We start from the raw sequence: 18,121 nt of genomic DNA, 5'->3' as shown, positions 1-18,121 counted from the left end.
CCTGGGGAGGCAAGGTGACCCAGCGCTCGCAGCATCAGCAGGGCCGGTGCCCCGTCTGTAAACGCACCGTAGCCCTCACCGCTGACGGAAGAGTTGCGCGGCACAACGGCACCATTCGTGCCTACGCCCCGCCCGAGGAGTGCCCCGGGGGTGAACAGCGTGCGGAAACCGCTGGGTCATGAGCAAGCAGGGCCCGGCGTAGATGCGAAGTCAGTCTGGACAGACTGGTGCCAACTACAGCATGGCGGTGCCAGGTTCCTCCGGACGGGCTATTCAACTCCGAAGCCGGACGTCGGGGCAGAACGCCCGAAGGCTCGACAACTTTCAGTTATGCGGCCAGGTTGATGCCGATGCGGCTGGCGAGCAGGCGCAGTTCGTCGGGGATGGCTCGGCGCTGGGCGCGCTGCGCCAGAGTCACCACGGCGTCGCGGGCGAGCGGGTTGATGGCGAACGGGATCGGCGCGGACTGCTCGGCCTGTACGAATGCCCCGAGGGCTTCGGCGTCCCGACGACCGCCGTCTGCCAGCGCTCTCCCAAGGTCAAGCCAGTAGGACTGCTGGCGGATCGACGCTGCGAGCACCTGCGGCCGGACCGTCCGAGACAGCTCGATGACCCGGCCCGACTCCCCCTGTTCGGCCGCAATGGACATCTCCCAGAGCCCGACGTTGGTCGGCCCGAAGCCACAACCGTTGAAGCCGGCCCCGTCGACCGGATCCCCGAGCGTTGCCGCCTCGCGGGCTGCCTCGGCAAGGTGATCGCCAGCTACGTCCAGACGACCGCTGACCGTCGACGTCAAGGCGGCCGAGAGATGGAGCTGTCCGAGCATCTGTCGCACCCGCTCGTCGGCGGCGTCAGCTTGCAACTGAGTCACTGACCGGTCCGCGGCACGCGCCGCGACCGATGCGGACTCGATCGGCAGGCTCTGCGCGTAGGCGAAGCGGGCGGCCGCGATCCATGCCGGGTCCTCGGTGTCTTCGGCGACCGCTCCGGCGAGCCGGGCGGCGTTGAGGGCCAGGTGGCGGTAGCCGAGGTTCCGTAGGCAGGTGGCGGCCTGGTAGGCGACCTGGACGAGCACTGTGCCGCCGGCAGCGGCGGCTTCGAGCAGCAGGCTCGGGAGCATGCGCGCCATGGCTGGGTAGTTGCACGAGGTGCGGAGTTGCTCGGCGCGGGCGATCTCGGCGGCCAGGCGCTCCGCTGCGTAGGTGGACGGGCGGCGCTCGCCGTCCTCGATCTCAATCAGGGCCGACCAGATCGCCGGCACGCACTCGGCGGCGCTCTCGCGGGCGGGGTCGCCGGACTCGGTGCCCTGGCCGAGCAGGTCGGCCACCGTGACCTGAAGGGCGGCGGCGAGAGCGACCAGAGTGGAGCGGCGGTCGATCGGCTTTCGACCCGACTCGACCTGCGATACGTACGACTGGGTGACACCTGCGAGCCCGGCGAGGACGGCCTGAGTCATGCCGCCCCGGCGCATCCGCCAGTACCGGATCCTGCCACCGATGGTGTCCGGTTTATTCACCGTGCTTTCACCCTCCCAAGTAGAGGCTTGGGACGGCGGTCACAGCCGCCGTCCCAGGCATGCCGCTCGAAGACCGAAGCCAGGGGACGAACTTGATAGACGGCTCCGCTATCGCGGACTGTCATCAGAACCTCGGTGACCAGTGTAGATACACTTTCTTACTCCATCAGTCGGAACCAGTCACGAACCGTCAACCGCAACCGTACGATCTCGTCCTCCGCCAGCGGACTACAGTGGGCAATCGGCCCGCGCAACGTGTTGAGATTAGCCATCACACGTTCGACAGCCTTTGCGCTCTTGAATAGGCTGCCAAAGATGTCCCAGTTACACTTGATGATCTCACCAAGCTCGCCGAAAGTGGCAAAGTCAAGCTCTTCATCCGATCGCGGAGTGTTGCCCGTGTCAATCTCTTTTCGCCGCCTCGCCTCACAGTCTGCCTTTATTTTTGCGGGCACCCGGCTTCCTTGCCACCAAGACTCCCCATCGGCAGCTTCAAAAGTTTGCCCAACAAGGCCGCGAATCGTCTTTTCCAAAGAATAGAACATTTCGTAGTGCGGCGCCATTGCTGCCGCCTCAGCCCGTATAGCTTGCTCGATTTGGGGATAGTAATCGTGATCCTCTTCGACTACGACCCCTACCTTCGCGCGACCTAGATCTATTCCTAGCTTAGCCTCAACTTGGTCAAGCTCGTGTTCGATCAACTGAGCTGTGAGACCAAAAACTTTCAACGCCTCTGCCGAATTCATGATCGCACCTTCTTAGACTAGGAGGTGTTCGCGCAGGCTCTTAAAGATCGCATTGAATACGGCTACGTCAGTGGTGTTGGGCAAGTGTAGATTGATCTCGTAACCAAGGCGAAGCTGAGTAGCTGGCAGTTGAATAGGCCGACCGGTTGGGCTCCCCGTAGGTGCATCACTGCCGCGAGACGGCTGTTCAGCTAGTTGTTCCTCCACCTCAGCCGGGTTCGCATCGAAATCGGCCAGGCTCCGCAAAGCCTTGAACGAGGCCAACATCGCCTTAACGGTCGTCGAATCGGGCTCCAGTCCCGTGATCTGAACGATGAGCCCTTTCACGTCCTTGTCGGACGCGTCATGGATGTACTCGTTGAGTTCATAGAGCGCAGGGTAGGCGTTGCGTACCGCCACCGCCGCTGCCGCTCGACTGGCGGCAGGATTACGGAATTGGCGATAGAGCGGTGTTGGCGCTCCATCCGGACCCAAGAGCCCAGCGCGCTTGAGGTAAGGAATGATGGGACGCGCCCCACCCCCGCTGAGACCGAGTTTTGTTGCCAAGAAATCTTGGGTGAACCGGTCTGGCACTGAGGCCGCTTTGATCTTCTCAAGCACTTTGCCAATGTTGCCGTAAGCCGACATGTAGGGAATCTTGCCGCCAGATTCAGTCGCCAATTTGGACCTCCGACATACGCGTAAAGGCGTCGCAAGAAAGCGCTTCCGCCCATGCGCGGAAGATTCCCAGAGTACGCTTCCCCCACATCACTAGCAAGCTCGCCGCGCCGCACTTCAACCGAGGACCCTTGCCGCCAAGATCCAATGACGAAGTGATGTTGGACGACTCCGAAGCCATCGCTACCTCAACGCTCAGTGTCACTAGATCAAGACATGGGAAAGCACCCGTCTTAGTCTCGTACAATTGTGCGAAGAGTGCCCGACGTCGGTTCTAGCACCTAGCACGGTGGTGTAATCGGTCCACCGACAGAGCAAGTCTCGCAACCGCAGTTGAGCAGACCGAACAATGTTCCGAGACAACCGACTAAACGGAGGTACGACTCAAAGCGCCACGATCGCCGCAGTCTCCGCCGGCAGCTCGATCCGGTCCCGCATCACCGTGACCCCCTCGCCGGTCGCCAGCAACACCCGCCGAGCCACCCCAGGCAGGCTGACCCCCTGCCCCCGCCCAGCCAGGTTGGCGACAACAAGCGTGTCCCCCCGCCGCATCAGCAGGAACTGGTCCCCGTGCTGCACGGAAACCGCGTGCAGCCGAGGATCCGACAGGTCCGGCACCGACCGCCGCAGCCCAATCAACCGCTGGTAGAACGCCAGCATCGAAGCGTGCTCAGGCTTGTCCAGCTCCGCCCAGTCCAACCGGGACCGTACGAACGTCTGCGGGTCCTGCGGGTCCGGCACGTCCCCCTCCGGCCACCCGTGCGCCGCGAACTCTCGCCGCCGCCCGGTCCGCACCGCAGAGGCCAACTCCGGCTCCGGGTGCGAGGTGAAGAACTGCCACGGCGTAGAGGCGGCCCACTCCTCCCCCATGAACAGCATGGGAGTGAACGGCGCGGTCAACAGCAACGTAGCCCCGACGCGGAGCAGCGAAGGCGACAGCGAAGCCGAGATCCGGTCGCCAGTAGCCCGGTTGCCGATCTGGTCGTGGTTCTGCAGGTACGCCACCATCCGATGCCCAGGAATCCGCGGATCGACAGGCCGCCCGTGGTGCCGGTTCCGGAAGCTGGACCATGTGCCGGCGTGGAAGAACCCGCCGGTCAGCACGTCCGACAGCGTCTCCAGGGAGCCGAAGTCCCCGTAGTACCCCTGCCGCTCCCCCGTCAGCAGCGTGTGCAGCGCGTGGTGCGCGTCGTCGTTCCACTGGGCGTGCAGCCCGAACCCACCCGCCTCCCGGGGCGTGATGAGCCGAGGGTCGTTGAGGTCGGACTCGGCGATCAGCGACAACGGCCGCCCCAGGTGCGTCGACAGCGACTCGACCGCGATGGCAAGCTCTTCCAGGATGGGGACCGCCCGCGAGTCGAGCAGGGCGTGCACGGCGTCCAGGCGCAGCCCGTCGACGTGGTAGTCGCGCAGCCACATGAGGACGCTGTCGATGATGTAGCGGCGTACCTCGTCGGAGTGCGGGCCGTCCAGGTTGACCGAGCGGCCCCAACTGTTGCTCTGCTCGGCGAGGTAGGGCCCGAACCGCGGCGCGTAGGCCCCGGAGGGCCCGAAATGGTTGTAGACGACGTCGAGGATCACCCCCAACCCCTTGGCGTGGGCGGCGTCGACGAACCGTTTCAGGCCGTCGGGGCCGCCGTAGGGCTGGTGCGGCGCATACCAGCAGACACCGTCGTACCCCCAGTTGTGTTCGCCGTTGAAGGCGTTGACCGGCAGCAGTTCGATCAGGTCGACGCCCAGCGACACCAGGTGGTCGAGGCGCTCGATGGCCGCGTCGAAGGTGCCCTCGGGCGTGAAGGTGCCGATGTGCAGCTCGTAGAGGATGCTGCCGGGCAGTTGCCGCCCGGTCCACGAGCTGTCGGACCAGTCGAAGGCCGAATGGTCGTAGAGGCGGCTCGGCCCGTGGACGCCGTCCGGCTGCCACGCCGAGCGCGGGTCGGGCAGCGGGATGTCGTCGTCGTCGAGCAGGAACGCGTAGTCGGGGCCGCCGTCGGGCACCTCGACCCGCCACCAGCCGCCGGCGGCGGCGCGCATCTCGTGGTCGTCGGCGCCGGGCAGGTGCAGCCGCACGCGGGTGGCGTCGGGCGCCCACACGGAGAATTCGGTCATGAAGCAGCCTCCGCGTCATCGGTGGGAGGAGCCAGCAGTGCGACGGGATAGTCGGCCAACAGGTCGGCCAGTGAGGTCTCCCCGCCACTGTAGACCCGCCCGGTGAACAGGTCCTTCACCTCGTTAACACCAAGCGACAGGACTGTGTCGCACCACCCACCGGCCCGCGCCAGGCCCAGCGGCAGGCGGGTCGCCACGGTGATCGCGCCGCCCCTGTCGAAGGCCAGCACGTGCCGACCCTGCGGCCCGTGCGCCGGCACCGGCCGGTAGGTGGTGAACAGCTCCGGGTGCGCCCGCCGCAACCGCAGCGTCCGCGACACGACGAGCAGCTTCGCCGCTCCGTCGGTGTCGATCGGGGGACGCCAGCCGCCGTCGAGCCGCGCCAGCATCTCCCGGCGTACGTCGAAGTCGACGGGCCGCCGATTGTCCGGGTCGACGAGGGAGTTGTCCCACAGCTCGGTGCCCTGGTAGGTGTCCGGAACGCCCGGCATGGTGAGTTGGATCAGCTTCTGCCCGAGCGAGTTGCACCAGCCGGCCGGGGTGATGGCGGCGGCGAGTTCGGTCAGCTCGTCGTGCAGGCTCGGGTCGTCGTACATGCGGTCGATGACCGCGTGCATGGCCTGCTCGAAGGCCGGGTCCGGGTCCGCCCAACTGGTCGAGGCCGCGGCCTCCCGGGCGGCCTTCTCGGCGTACGCGTGCAGCCGCTCCCGCTCGATCGGCCACGCGCCGACGGCCGTCTGCCAGAGCAGGTGGGCGAACGCCGGGTCGGGCAGTGGCGCGTACTCCATCCAGGTTTGGACCTGCTCGGCCCAGCGGCCCGGCAGCTCGCTGAGCACGGCGAGACGGGCGCGCACGTCCTCGCCGCGCTTCGTGTCATGGGTGGAGAGCGCCGTCATGCTTGCCGGCCAGCGGACCTGGCGGGCGCTGGCGAAGCGGTGAAACTCCGCAGGCGGCACCCCGAAGTGGGCGGGGCTGCCGCCGACCTCGTTGAGCGCCACGAAACGCGTCCAGCGGTAGAACGCGGTGTCCTCCACGCCCTTGGCCATCACCGCGCCGGTGAGCTGCGGGAAACGCATCGCCAGCTCGTCGTCCGGGTTGCGCAGCCGGCGGGTGATCGCGTCCAGGGCGCCGGTCAGGTCGGGGCGGCGGCGGCCGGCCTCGGAGCGGGCGGCGGCGAGGTGCCGGGCGCCCTCCGGCGGGTAGCCCCGGTAGACCGGGAACGCGGCGGCCAGTTCGGCGAGCGCGGCGCGGGCCCGCTCGGTGGGCACCTCGGGGGCGAGCGCGGCCAGCCGGGTCAGCTCGGCGCCGAGGAGCTGGGTGGCGGCGGCCAGCTTGGTGGTGTGGGTCAGGTCCTGCCACGACGTGTGGTGCCCGGCGAGGCGGGTGTCCAGCGCCGTGAAGTCACCCTCGGTGTCCGAGTCGACGAACAGGCCGTTGACAGCCGCGAGAGCGTCGTAGCCGGTCGTGCCGTCCACCGGCCAGTCCGGCAGCTCCTCGCCGTACTCCAGGATCTTCTCCACCACGAGCCAGGCGTCCGGCGCGGCCTCGCGCAGCCGGGCCAGGTAGCCGGCGGGGTCGCGCAGGCCGTCCGGGTGGTCGACGCGGATGCCGTCGACCTCGCCGGCGGCGGCCCACCGCAGGATCAGCTCGTGGGTGGCGGCGAACACCGCCGGGTCCTCCACGCGCAGACCCGCCAGGCCCGCGATGGCGAAGAACCGGCGGTACGTCAGCTCGGCGTCGCCGCGTCGCCAGGAGATCAGCTCGTAGTGCTGCCGCTCGTGCACCTCCCGGGCGGTGCCGTCGCCGGTGCCGTCGGCGACCGGGAAGCGGTGCTCGTGGTAGCGCAGCTCGCCGTCGACGAGCTTCAGGTCGTCCAGGGCGGCCGGGTCGTCGGCCAGCACCGGCAGCAGCAGCCGGCCCCGGTCCCAGTCGATGTCGAACCAGTCGGCGTACGACGAGTCGCGCCCCCGGCGCAGCACGTCCCACCAGGCGGGGTTGGCCGGCGGCACGGCGACACCTGCGTGGTTGGGCACGATGTCGACGACCAGGCCGAGCTGCCGCTCGCGCAGCGCCCGCAGCAGCCGCTGCCGGGCGGCCTCACCGCCCAGCTCCGGGTTGACGGTCCGGTGGTCGACCACGTCGTAGCCGTGCGCCGAACCGGGGGTGGCGGCCAGCAGCGGGGCGCTGTAGAGGTGGCTGACGCCCAGCTCGTCCAGGTAGTCCAGGATCGCGGCGGTGGAGTCCAGGTCGAAGCCGGGGCGGACCTGGACCCGGTAGGTGGCCTTGGGAGGGGTGGCCGGCATGTCAGATCGTCCTCTCCAGCACGACGAGGGACCGGTCCGGCACCCGGATGGTGCCGCCCGCGCTGATCACCGTGGCGTCGTCCGGCTCGGGTTCGGCGGTGCTGATCACCCGTTCCCACTTCTGCCCGTACTCGGAGCCGGGCATCGTGAAGTCCAGCGGCGCGTCGTGGGCGTTGAAGCAGAGCAGGAACGAGGCGTCGTGGTGCTTCTGGCCGTACTGGCCGCGCTCCCGGATGCCCTCGCCGTTCACGAACAGCGCCACCGAACGACCGAAGTCGTTGCCCCAGTCCTCGCCCGTCATCTCCCGCCCGTCGGGCGTGTGCCAGGCCAGGTCGGGCAGCGGCTCGTCGATGCCGCGCCCGTTCACCGGCAGGCCGGTGAAGAACCGGCGGCGGCGGAACACCTGGTGCCGTTTGCGGAAGTCGGTGAGCGTACGGACGAAGTCCAGCAACTGCTCGTCGACGTTGTCCCAGTCGATCCAGGCCAGCTCGCTGTCCTGGCAGTAGGCGTTGTTGTTGCCGTGCTGGGTGCGGCCCAGCTCGTCGCCGTGGCCGATCATCGGCACGCCCTGCGAGAGCATCAGGGTGGCCAGGAAGTTGCGCCGCTGCTTGGCCCGCAGGGCGAGCACCGCGTCGTCGTCGGTGTCGCCCTCCACGCCGCAGTTCCAGGACCGGTTGTGGCTCTCGCCGTCCCGGTTCTCCTCGCCGTTGGCCTCGTTGTGCTTGTCGTTGTACGACACCAGGTCGTTGAGCGTGAACCCGTCGTGCACCGTGACGAAGTTGATGCTGTGGAACGGGCGGCGGCCGTCGTCCTGGTAGAGGTCGGCCGAGCCGGAGATCCGCGACGCGAACTCGGCAAGGGTCGCCGGCTCACCGCGCCAGAAGTCCCGCACGGTGTCGCGGTACTTGCCGTTCCACTCCGTCCACAGCGGCGGGAAGTTGCCCACCTGGTAGCCGCCGGGGCCGACGTCCCACGGCTCGGCGATCAGCTTGACCTGGCTGACCACCGGGTCCTGCTGGACCACCTCGAAGAACGTGGAGAGCCTGTCCACCTCGTAGAACTCGCGGGCCAGGGTGGCCGCCAGGTCGAAGCGGAACCCGTCGACGTGCATCTCGGTCACCCAGTACCGCAGCGAATCCATGATCAGTTGCAGCGAGTGCGGGCTGCGGACGTTGAGGCTGTTGCCGGTGCCCGTGTAGTCGACGAAGTAGCGCCGGTCCTCCTCGCTGAGCCGGTAGTAGCTGGGCGCGTCCACGCCCTTGAAGCTCAACGTCGGCCCGAGGTGGTTGCCCTCGGCCGTGTGGTTGTAGACCACGTCGAGGATGACCTCGATGCCCGCCGCGTGCAGCGCCTTGACCATGCCCCGGAACTCCTGCACCTGCTGCCCGAGGTGACCCAGCGCCGAGTAGCCGTGGTGCGGGGCGAAGAAGCCGATCGTGTTGTAACCCCAGTAGTTGCGCAGACCCAGGTCGACGAGCCGGTGGTCGTGCACGAACTCGTGCACGGGCATCAGCTCGATCGCCGTCACCCCGAGCCGGGTCAGGTGCTCGATCATCGGCGGGGAGGCGATGCCCGCGTACGTGCCGCGCAGCTCCTCCGGGATGTCCGGGTGGCGCATCGTCAGCCCGCGCACGTGCGCCTCGTAGATCACCGAGTGGTGGTACGGCGTACGCGGCGGCTTGTCGTTGCCCCAGTCGAAGTACGGGTTGACCACCACCGACTTCGGCATGAACGGCGCCGAGTCGGTCTCGTTCATCTTCTCCGGCTCGCCCAGCTCGTAGTCGTACACCGCCGGGTCCCACTGCACGTCACCGTCGACGGCCTTTGCGTACGGGTCGAGCAGCAGCTTGTGCGGGTTGCAGCGCAACCCGTTCGCCGGGTCGTACGGGCCGTACACCCGGTAGCCGTAACGCTGCCCCGGCTCGATCCCCGGCAGGTACGCGTGCCAGACGTAGGCGTCCACCTCGCGCAGCTCGACGCGGCGCTCGGCGCCGGTGTCCCACTCGTCGAAGAGGCAGAGTTCGATCCGCTCGGCCACCTCGGAGAAGATGGCGAAGTTGGTGCCCATCCCGTCGTAGGTGGCGCCCAGGGGATACCGCTCGCCCGGCCAGACCTGCATGTCGCTCCTTCAGCACTTGATCACGAGCGAACCGCGTCGTGAGCGCACGGGAGGGCGGGCCCGCCCGCGCGCACGCCGGTATTGCCCTGCGCCCCCACGCGCCAATCCATCCTTTCAGGCGATGACCGAAAACCACCTGTCTGATGCGCGCTACACCCTCAGGTGTCCTCCGTCACCATGGGCGTTTTGAAGATGCGATCCGGGGCGCGATGCCCTTTGCTTGTCGGGGGACACGCGTTCGCGCGTTGCCTCACTCGGCCCTCGGCCACCCCTTCCCACCCTCACTCCGCCGCCACTGCTGCCGGCGCGTGCCACCACGTATGGACGGAGACTGATGTGACGACGCTGCGGGTCGGCGAGCAGCTCGCTACCGCCACGGATCGGGCCCACCGGCCCACCCTCACCTCCCGGCCCCAGCTTCCGGCGCAGCCCGGCCCGTCCGCGCATTCCGGACTCGGCGCGCAGCCCGGCGCGATCGTGCCCGCGCAGCCCGGCCCGGGGGTGCCGCCGCAGACCCGTCGCATCCTGATGCTCTCGTGGGAGTACCCGCCGGTGCTCGTCGGCGGCCTCGGCCGCCACGTGCACGCCCTGTCCGTCGCCCTCGCCGCCGCCGGCCACGACGTCACAGTCGTCACCCGCCACGCCGAGGGCGCACCCCTGGAGGAGTACGCCGACGGCGTGCGCATCCTGCGCGCACCCGAGGACCCGGTCGCCTTCCCCCTCGCCACCGGCTCCCTCCTCGCGTGGACGATGGCCTTCAACCACACCCTCACCCGCACCGCCCTGCGCGCCACCCAGGCCGGCAGCTACGACGTCATCCACGCCCACGACTGGCTCGTCGCACACACTGCGATGACGTTGCGCGACCACCTGGACATCCCCCTCGTCAGCACCATCCACGCGACCGAGGCGGGCCGGCACCAGGGCTGGCTGCCCGAGGAGATGAACCGCACCATCCACGGCGTCGAGCAGTGGCTCAGCAGCGAGTCCGGACGGGTCATCGTCTGCTCCGGCTACATGCGCGACGAGGTGGGCGCCCTGTTCGGCGTACCGGCCGGCCGCGTCGACGTGGTCGCCAACGGCGTCGAGTCGCACCGTTGGAAGGTGCCGGCCCGGGACGTGGCAGCGGCGCGGGCCCGGTTCGCCGCAGACGGCCCCCTGGTCACCTTCGCCGGCCGGCTCGTCTACGAAAAGGGCGTACAGCACCTCATCGCCGCCCTCCCCCGGCTGCGCGAGCGGCACCCCGGGCTGCGCGCCGTGATCGCCGGCGACGGCCCGTACCGCGCCGAACTGGAGGCCGAGGTGCACCGCCACGGCCTCGGCGGGATGGTCACCATGCCCGGCTTCCTCGGCGGCAACGACCTGCCGGCGCTGATGGCAGCGTCCGACTGCTTCGCGGTGCCGAGCATCTACGAGCCGTTCGGCATGGTCGCCCTGGAGGGCGCCGCCGCCGGAGCGCCCCTCGCCGTCGCCGCCACCGGCGGTCTCGCCGAGATCGTCGAGCCGGGAGCCACCGGGATGACGTTCCGCCCGCACGACCCGGACGGGCTCGCCGACGCCGTCGACGCGCTGCTGTCCGACCGTGAGCGCGCCCGCGCCATGGCCCGCCGCGCCCGCCGGATGGTCCACGACCAGTACGGCTGGACGGCCATCGCCCAGCGCACCGCCGCCAGCTACGCCGCCGCCATCGCCAACGACGCCGCGTTCACCGCCGAGCGCACCGAGCAGCGCATGTCCCAGGGTCGCGCCCTCCCGGCGCTGCCCGAGGGCAACCTGCTCGCCGCTGCCGGCCTGCGCTGACGGTCATTCCGCCCCGGCCCGGCCGGGCTGCCCCGGCCGGGTCGGGCTTGATCGGCCCGGTCGGGCTTGATCGGCCCGGTCGGGCTTGATCGGCTCGGTCGGGCTTGATCGGCCCGGTCGGGCTTGATCGGCCCGGTCGGGCTTGATCGGCCCGGTCGGGCTTGATCGACTCGGGTTCCTTGAAGTCGCGGTGTCCCCATGCCGGGGACACCGCGCTTTCCCGGAAGCCGAGTCGATCAAGCTGCGGTGACCGGGCTTCGCTGCCCAGTGCCGGCCGCCGGGCCAAGCGGGCCCGACGAGGGCCGACCGCGGGATCCCGGCCCGGTCCGGCTGTTCCGGCCCGCTTGATCGACTCGGGTTCCTTGAAGTCGCGGTGTCCCCACGACGGGGATACCGCGCTTTCCTGGAAGACGAGTCGATCACGCCGAGGCCCGGCCGAGGTTCGCTGCCCAGCGCCGGCCGCCAGGCCGAGCGAGGCCCGGCCGAGGTTCCCTGCCCAGCGCCGGCCGCCAGGCCGAGCGAGGCCCGGCCGGGGTTCGCTGCCCAGCGCCGGCCGCCAGGCCGAGCGAGGCCCGGCGCGGTCCGGCCGGGCCGGCTGGGCCGGCTGGGCCGGCTGGTCCGGCTGGGCCGGCTGGGCCGGCTGGGCCTGTCAGAATGTGCAAATGTCTCGTCCTGCCGATGCCCTGGACTCCGCGTTTCCGATCGCCGCCTCGATCGCGCTGGACCTGATCCGGCGCGCCGAGGTGTCCGCGCAGTGGTCGAACCCGAGCGCCCTGCCGCACCTGTCGGTAGGGGCACTGGCGTGCCACCTCGGGCGGCAGGCCGTACGGGCGGCGGAGCTGCTGCCGAGCCCCGCCGACCTGCCCACGCTGGAGTCGGCGGACAGCCACTACGAGCGGGCCGCCTGGGTCACCGACGGCACCCCGGACGCCGACGCGGTCGCCGCGGGCCCGGACGAGGCCGACGCGGCACGCGGCCCGGCGGACCTGCACGCGCGCTCGGCCGACGCGCTCGCGCAGGTCACCGACCTGCTGTCGCGGGGCGCCGCCCTCGACGTCGTGCCGATCCCGTGGCAGGGCTGGTCCCTGCGCCGCGCCGACTTCCTGCTCACACGCCAACTGGAGATCGTCGTGCACTCCGACGACCTCGCGGTAAGCGTCGGCGTGCCCACGCCGGTGTTCCCGGCGGAGGTCTTCGACCCCGTACGCGACCTGTTGGTCCGCCTGGCCGTCCGCCGGCGGGGCCAGTCGGCGCTGATCGGCGCACTGAGCCGCAGCGAACGAGCCCAGGACATCTCCGCCTTCTGACCCGCCGCGCCGCCGCCCGCCCGGTCGCCGGTCGCCGCGCCGCCGAAGGCCGATCGCCGCGCCGCCGGTCGCCGCGCCGCCGGTCGCCGCGCCGCCGAGGGCCAGTCGCCGCGCCGCCGGACGCCGGACGCGGACGCGGACGCCGGACGCCGGACGCGGACGCCGCCCGCCGGACGCCGGACGCGGACGCCGGACGCCGGACGCGGACGCCGGACGCCGGACGCCGGACGCGGACGCCGGACGCCGGACGCCGGACGCGCCCGCCGCCCGCCGGACGCCGGACGCGGACGCCGCCCGCCGGTCGCGCTTGATCGACTCGGCTTCCTGGAAGTCGTGGCATCGATCCTGTCCGGACACCCCGGCTTCCTGGAAACCGAGTCGATCAAGGGTCCCGGACGCGAGACGACGCAGGCCGCCGGCCCGGATCGGGTCGGCGGCCTGCGGGTGGTGCGGAAGAGCGGGTGGTGCGGAAGTGCGGGTGGTGCGGAAGTGCGGGTGGTGCGGAAGAGCGGAGGTCAGCGCTCGGCGAAGGGGACGTAGTCCCGCTCGGGGGCACCGACGTAGACCTGCCGCGGACGGCCGATCTTGGTCTCCGGGTCGTTGATCATCTCGCGCCACTGGGCGATCCAGCCGGGCAGCCGGCCGAGCGCGAAGAGCACGGTGAACATCTTCGTGGGGAAGCCCATGGCCTTGTAGATCAGGCCGGTGTAGAAGTCCACGTTCGGGTAGAGCCGGCGGGAGACGAAGAAGTCGTCGGCGAGCGCGATCTCCTCCAACTCCATGGCGATGTCCAGCAGCGGATCCGGCTTGGCCATGCGGCCCAGCACGTCCTGCGCGGCCTTCTTGACGATGGCCGCCCGCGGGTCGTAGTTCTTGTAGACCCGGTGGCCGAAGCCCATCAGCTTGACGCCGTCCTGCTTGTCCTTGACCTTGCGGACGAAGGACCGGACGTCGCCGTCACCGGCGTGGATCTGCTGGAGCATCTCCAGCACCGCCTGGTTCGCGCCACCGTGCAGGGGGCCGAACAGCGCGTTCACGCCGGCGGAGACCGAGGCGAACAGGTTGGCGTTGCTGGAACCGACCAGGCGGACGGTCGACGTGGAGCAGTTCTGCTCGTGGTCGGCGTGCAGGACGAACAGCATGTCCAGCACCTTCGACATGACCGGGTCGACCTCGTACGGCTCTGCCGGCACGCCGAACGTCATGCGCAGCAGGTTGTCCACGTACCCCAGGGAGTTGTCCGGGTAGAGCAGCGGCTGCCCGATGGACTTCTTGTACGCGTACGAGGCGATGGTGGGGACCTTCGCCATGAGCCGGACCGTGGAGATCTCCACATGCTCGGAGTCGAACGGGTCCAGGCTGTCCTGGTAGAAGGTCGACAGCGCGCTCACCGCCGACGACAGCACCGCCATCGGGTGGGCGTCCCGGGGGAAGCCGTCGAAGAAGCGGCGCATCTCCTCGTGCAGCAGCGAGTGCCGCCGGATCCACTCGGTGAACTCGGTCAGCTGCTGCTCGGTGGGCAGCTCACCGTAGATGAGCAGGTAGGAGACCTCCAGGAAGGAGGACTTCTCGGCCAGCTGCTCGATCGGGTATCCCCGGTAACGCAGGATCCCCGCGTCGCCGTCGATGTAGGTGATCGCGGATGAGGCAGCGGCGGTGTTGACGAAACCGGGGTCGTACGTCGTCATCCCGGTTTCCTTCAGCAGCTTGCTCACCCCGATGCCAGCGGGGCCCTCGACCGCGGAATGGACCGGCATCGACAGCTGCCCACCGGGGTGATCGAGCTTGACTTCCGTCATGTGGTTCCTCGCTTCGCCGGCAGATCTACGTTGAATTGCCTTCGCTTCTACCGTAATTGCGGCCCGGGGGACACCGCCCGCCGTGGTTCGGCGGTGAGGTATGCGTCACCCGATTCCCGACCGGGCAGCCGGGAAACCCGCCGTCCCGCCAGGCGGGAGCCGAAAGAAACCCCGCCGGAAGGCCGGACGATCAGGACAACGTGAGGCGTCGTAGCGTACCGTCCGCCGCGACCTGGTAGACGTCGAGCTGGTTCGTCCCGGCGCGGAACAGCCGGTCGTCGGTCAGCAGCGCGGCGAAGCGGCGCCCGCCCGGGTCGGTCGGCACCACCGGGACCACCGCGCCGATCCGGCCGTTGACGGCTACGGCCAGCAGCGTGCCGTCCGGTATCGCGTCCGGCACGTCACCCCAGACCAGTGCCGGGAGGGTGCCGGTGTCCGGGTCGGTAGCCCGGAAGGCGGCCAGGTCGGCGACCCGGGCGCTGCCGCCGGTCGGGCCGGCGCGGACCTCGGTGCCCACCAGGGGGTGCGGCGTCGGCAGCGGCGGCGGCGTGGGCACACCGCCGGGGAAGGTGACCGCCCGCCCGGGGGTGTCGTAGAAGTGCTTCGTGGCGTCGGCGCGGGGGGCCTGCCGGGCGGAGCGGCCGTCGACGTGCCAGGGCAGGCGGATGCCTGCGGCGTCGGCGACGGTGGGCAGCAGGTCGACGTGTTCCCAGTTGCGGTCGTCCACCCGGCCGGTCTGCTGCCCCGGTTCCTTGACGAACATGGGCACCCACGCGACCTCGCCGGCGGCGGCCTTGATGGCGTCCATGCCCCGGCCCTGCGCGCCCGGGTGGAAGCTCACCCCGTGGTCGGCGGTGACGACGACGAGGGCCTGGTCGTAGAGGCCGCTGGCGCGCAGCGTCCGCAGGGTCTCGCCGATCAGCCGGTCGGTGTAGCCGAGTTGGGCGAGGTGGCGCTGGCGGGCCAGCTCGACCCAGCCGGCGCCGTCGTTGGGCAGGTCCTCGGGGGCGTCGTAGCGGGCGCCGGACGGCAGGTACGTCCACGGGGAGTGCGGCATCAGCAGGTGCAGGAAGTGCAGGGCGGGTCGGGGCTGCGGCTTCAGCCCGGCCAGGAAGCGGGTGAACCGGGCCGGCTGGTTGTCGTCGAGGCTGTCCCAGCGGAACTTCGGGTCGGCGGGGACCGGCTCGGCGGCGTCCAGGCCGGCCTCGACGCGGGTCTGCTCCCGGTAGGAGTCCTCCGGGTCGACGCGGGTGTTCGTCGGCCCGGCGACCTGGCCGAGCAGCTTGCCGGTCTCCCGGACCAGCACGCCGAGGCCCTGCTCCGGCGCGACCGGCTGGTCGCAGCGGCTGGGTGGGCAGAGCCGGGTGACGCTCTCCTGGGCCTGGATGTCGTAGAGACCGCCGAAGGCCGTGAAGAGGTTGTCCGGGTACTGCGAGTAGTGCGGCGCGACCGCCCGCGCCGGGTACCGGCCGGTGAGCATCGCCGGCAGCGCGTACGGCGTCCAGCCGCTGACGCCTGTTGCGTTGCGGTACCAGGTCGAGCCGCCAGCCAGCTCGGCGAAGTGCGGGAACCGGGCCGCGTCGATCCGGCCGTCGTGGCCGAGCAGGCTGACCAGCGGCAGCTCGTCGAGGATCAGCATGACCACGGGCGGGTGCACGGCCGCGCCCTGTGCGGTGCCGACCGCACCGCCGTCGCCGCGCGGCAGCACGACCGCCGAGGTGGGCGAGACGAACAGGAACAGCGCCACGAAGGCCACCGGTCCGGCGGCGGCCAGTCGCAGCGCCCGGCCGGGCGAGCGCCACCGCCGGTGCGCGGCCGCGCCGCCCAGACCGGCCAGCCCGGCAAGCACCAGCAGGGGTACGCCCCGAAGCGGCACCGTGTGCCGGCCCACCTGCACCGCGAGGGCGGCGAGCAGCAGCCCGACGAGCACCGTGTGGGTGAGCGCGCGGGAGGTGCGGCCGACGAGTCGACTGAGCGCGCCGAGCAGCGCCACGGGAACGGTGGGCGCGAGGGCCACCAGGGCGACAAGCAGCAGGATCTGGGCGCGGTCGGCGCGGTGGAAGAGGAAGAAGTCGGGGCTGCGGCCGAGCACGTCCAGCAGGGGCTGGGTGACGACAAGCCCGACCAGTGCCACGATCTCCAGTAGCCGGCCCACCTCGCCGCGCCAGCCCCACTCCCAACGGCCGGTGGTCGACGCCTCGGCGTCCCGGCCTGCCGGTCCACCCGAAGCACCACGGCCATCCGATGCCGGGCGGCCATCGGACCCGGAGCGGCCCTGCGGAGCCGAGGGGTCGTGCGACGCGAGCCGGTCGGTGCTGGGCGGTTCAGCCACCCATCACCGCCCGGTAGAGCGTGCGGGTGCCCGAGGGCAGTTCCAGCCGGTCGGTGATGCGACCCCGGGCTTCGATGAGCCGTTCGAAGGTGTCACGCCGGTAGTCCGGGAAGAGGCCGTCGGGCTTGTTGGCCAGCAGCCGAGCAGCCATCTGGTCGTCCGGGTGGACGAACTCCACCACCACTGCGCCGCCGGGCGCGGTCAGCCCGGCGAGCCAGTCGACGACCTCGGGCAGTGGCACGTTACGGCCGATCGCCAGGTGGTGCACCAGGGCCAGGGCGAGCACGACGTCCGCCGACGCCCGCTGGGCGAAGCCGGCGCGCTCGACGCCGCGCCAGCCGCCGCCGGGTGACGGGTCGGCCAGGTCGACGACGAGCGGCAGGATCCGTTGCTGCCCCTCGGAGCGCAGCGCCCGGTACAGCTCGTCGACCACTGCCGGGTCCTGCTCGACGGCGACCACGTAGTCGGCGTGGCCGGCGGCCAGTCGGGCGTACCGGCCGTCGTTGGCGCCCAGGTCGAGCACCAGGCGCGGGCGGGCGGCGGCGGCCACCGCGCCGACCACGAACTGCTCCTTGGCGACCCGGTCGCGGGCCGAGTAGCCGCAGGTGCGCTGGTAGTCCGACCAGTGGCTGCCCGACGGGCGGTGCTCCAGCCGGCGGACGAGCTTCTCGATGCCGCGTACGGTGGCCGCCTGTAGGTCCCGGGAGTAGCCGGCGGCGCGTAGCTGGGCCTTCACGTCGTTGGTGCTGGCGGCGGCGTTGCGCTGCTGCATGGCGCCGTGCAGGTGCAGGTGGGTCAGGATGCCGGGGCGCAGCCGGCGGGTGCCGCCGAAGAGGGGGCGCAGCTGGTCGGCCTCGATGCCGTCGACCTGAGCGCGCAGCCAGGGTTGGAAGTCCACGCCCAGGTGGGCGGTGAGCAGCAGCGGGTAGAGCACGGTCTGGCAGAACTGTCGGTAGCCGGCCCACGGTTCGCCGTCGCGGACCGGCTCGAAGGAGCCGATGTCGATGAAGACCGGCTTCGCGCCGCGCCACTGCAGGTTGTAGGCGGAGCCGTCCTTGGTGGTGAAGCCGTCCGCGAGTGCGGTACGAAGGATCTCCAGGTGCAGCAGCGCGGCGTCGCGCAGCATGCCGAAGGACCACTCGTACGGGTGGGAGACGAACGGGATGCGCTCGTGGCGCAGCACCGCCGCCCACGGCACGCCGGCCGTGGCGGGCACCAACGTGGGCGGGGCGTCCTCGGTGGCGCAGACCTTGCCGGCCGAGACGAGCGTGGGAAAGAACGGGCTGGCCGCGAGGGTCCGCCAGTGCTCGGCGGCCTGGGCGTCCAGCCCGCGCAGCACCTCGTCGCCGACGTGGAACACCCGGTTGGCGGGGTCGCGGAAGGAGGCGGGCTCGGGGCGTACGCCGGTGGGTGAGGTCGTCATCGTCGCGGCG

11 protein-coding genes are annotated in these 18,121 nt (G+C 70.6%); 2 read left to right on the top strand and 9 right to left on the bottom strand.

Annotation, left to right across the window (positions count from 1 at the left end; translation table 11 throughout):
* Positions 1-328 precede the first annotated feature (328 nt).
* The 6 genes from ACLQ26_RS28545 to glgX all read right to left on the bottom strand — a co-directional run bounded on the left by ACLQ26_RS28545 (position 329) and on the right by glgX (position 9,450).
* Positions 329-1,516, bottom strand: coding sequence for a helix-turn-helix domain-containing protein (locus ACLQ26_RS28545; RefSeq protein WP_425747429.1), 1,188 nt, complete (start codon positions 1,514-1,516; stop codon positions 329-331).
* 158 nt (positions 1,517-1,674) lie between these two features.
* A complete protein-coding gene (locus ACLQ26_RS28540) occupies positions 1,675-2,262 on the bottom strand; it encodes a Swt1 family HEPN domain-containing protein (RefSeq protein WP_425747428.1) in 588 nt (195 codons plus the stop codon).
* A 12-nt stretch (positions 2,263-2,274) separates the two neighbouring features.
* Positions 2,275-2,889, bottom strand: coding sequence for a DUF5343 domain-containing protein (locus ACLQ26_RS28535; protein ID WP_425747427.1), 615 nt, complete (start codon positions 2,887-2,889; stop codon positions 2,275-2,277).
* 414 nt (positions 2,890-3,303) lie between these two features.
* Positions 3,304-5,028, bottom strand: a complete 1,725-nt coding sequence (gene treZ / locus ACLQ26_RS28530) for a malto-oligosyltrehalose trehalohydrolase (protein ID WP_425747426.1) — start codon at positions 5,026-5,028, stop codon at positions 3,304-3,306.
* Entirely contained in the window at positions 5,025-7,331 is a 2,307-nt protein-coding gene (gene treY / locus ACLQ26_RS28525) for a malto-oligosyltrehalose synthase (RefSeq protein ID WP_425747425.1), read from the bottom strand. Before treY ends, treZ begins: the two co-directional genes overlap by 4 nt.
* 1 nt (position 7,332) lies before the next feature.
* Positions 7,333-9,450, bottom strand: a complete 2,118-nt coding sequence (gene glgX, locus ACLQ26_RS28520) for a glycogen debranching protein GlgX (RefSeq protein WP_425747424.1) — start codon at positions 9,448-9,450, stop codon at positions 7,333-7,335.
* A gap of 336 nt (positions 9,451-9,786) precedes the next feature.
* Between glgX and ACLQ26_RS28515 the strand changes: the two genes are divergently transcribed.
* Both ACLQ26_RS28515 and ACLQ26_RS28510 read left to right on the top strand, forming a co-directional pair.
* Positions 9,787-11,250 carry a glycosyltransferase family 4 protein gene (locus ACLQ26_RS28515; RefSeq protein ID WP_425747423.1) on the top strand — a complete coding sequence of 488 codons (1,464 nt, stop codon included), beginning with the start codon at positions 9,787-9,789 and terminating at the stop codon, positions 11,248-11,250.
* 662 nt (positions 11,251-11,912) lie between these two features.
* On the top strand, positions 11,913-12,557 hold the full coding sequence (locus ACLQ26_RS28510; protein WP_425747422.1) for a maleylpyruvate isomerase N-terminal domain-containing protein: 645 nt from the start codon (positions 11,913-11,915) through the stop codon (positions 12,555-12,557).
* Between the two features lie 515 nt (positions 12,558-13,072).
* Here ACLQ26_RS28510 and ACLQ26_RS28505 read toward each other — a convergent pair.
* The 3 genes from ACLQ26_RS28505 to ACLQ26_RS28495 form a co-directional block, all read right to left on the bottom strand.
* Positions 13,073-14,356 carry a citrate synthase gene (locus ACLQ26_RS28505; protein ID WP_425747421.1) on the bottom strand — a complete coding sequence of 428 codons (1,284 nt, stop codon included), beginning with the start codon at positions 14,354-14,356 and terminating at the stop codon, positions 13,073-13,075.
* 190 nt (positions 14,357-14,546) lie between these two features.
* A complete protein-coding gene (locus ACLQ26_RS28500) occupies positions 14,547-16,688 on the bottom strand; it encodes a sulfatase-like hydrolase/transferase (protein ID WP_425747420.1) in 2,142 nt (713 codons plus the stop codon).
* The gene (locus ACLQ26_RS28495) at positions 16,681-18,111 is read right to left on the bottom strand and encodes a class I SAM-dependent methyltransferase (RefSeq protein WP_425747418.1); all 1,431 of its coding nucleotides are present in this window, start codon (positions 18,109-18,111) and stop codon (positions 16,681-16,683) included. The genes ACLQ26_RS28500 and ACLQ26_RS28495 overlap by 8 nt, the downstream gene beginning before the upstream one ends.
* Positions 18,112-18,121 lie beyond the last annotated feature (10 nt).

Source organism: Micromonospora sp. DT43 (assembly GCF_049841645.1).
Lineage (GTDB): Bacteria > Actinomycetota > Actinomycetes > Mycobacteriales > Micromonosporaceae > Micromonospora.
This window is presented reverse-complemented; position numbering and strand designations above follow the sequence as displayed.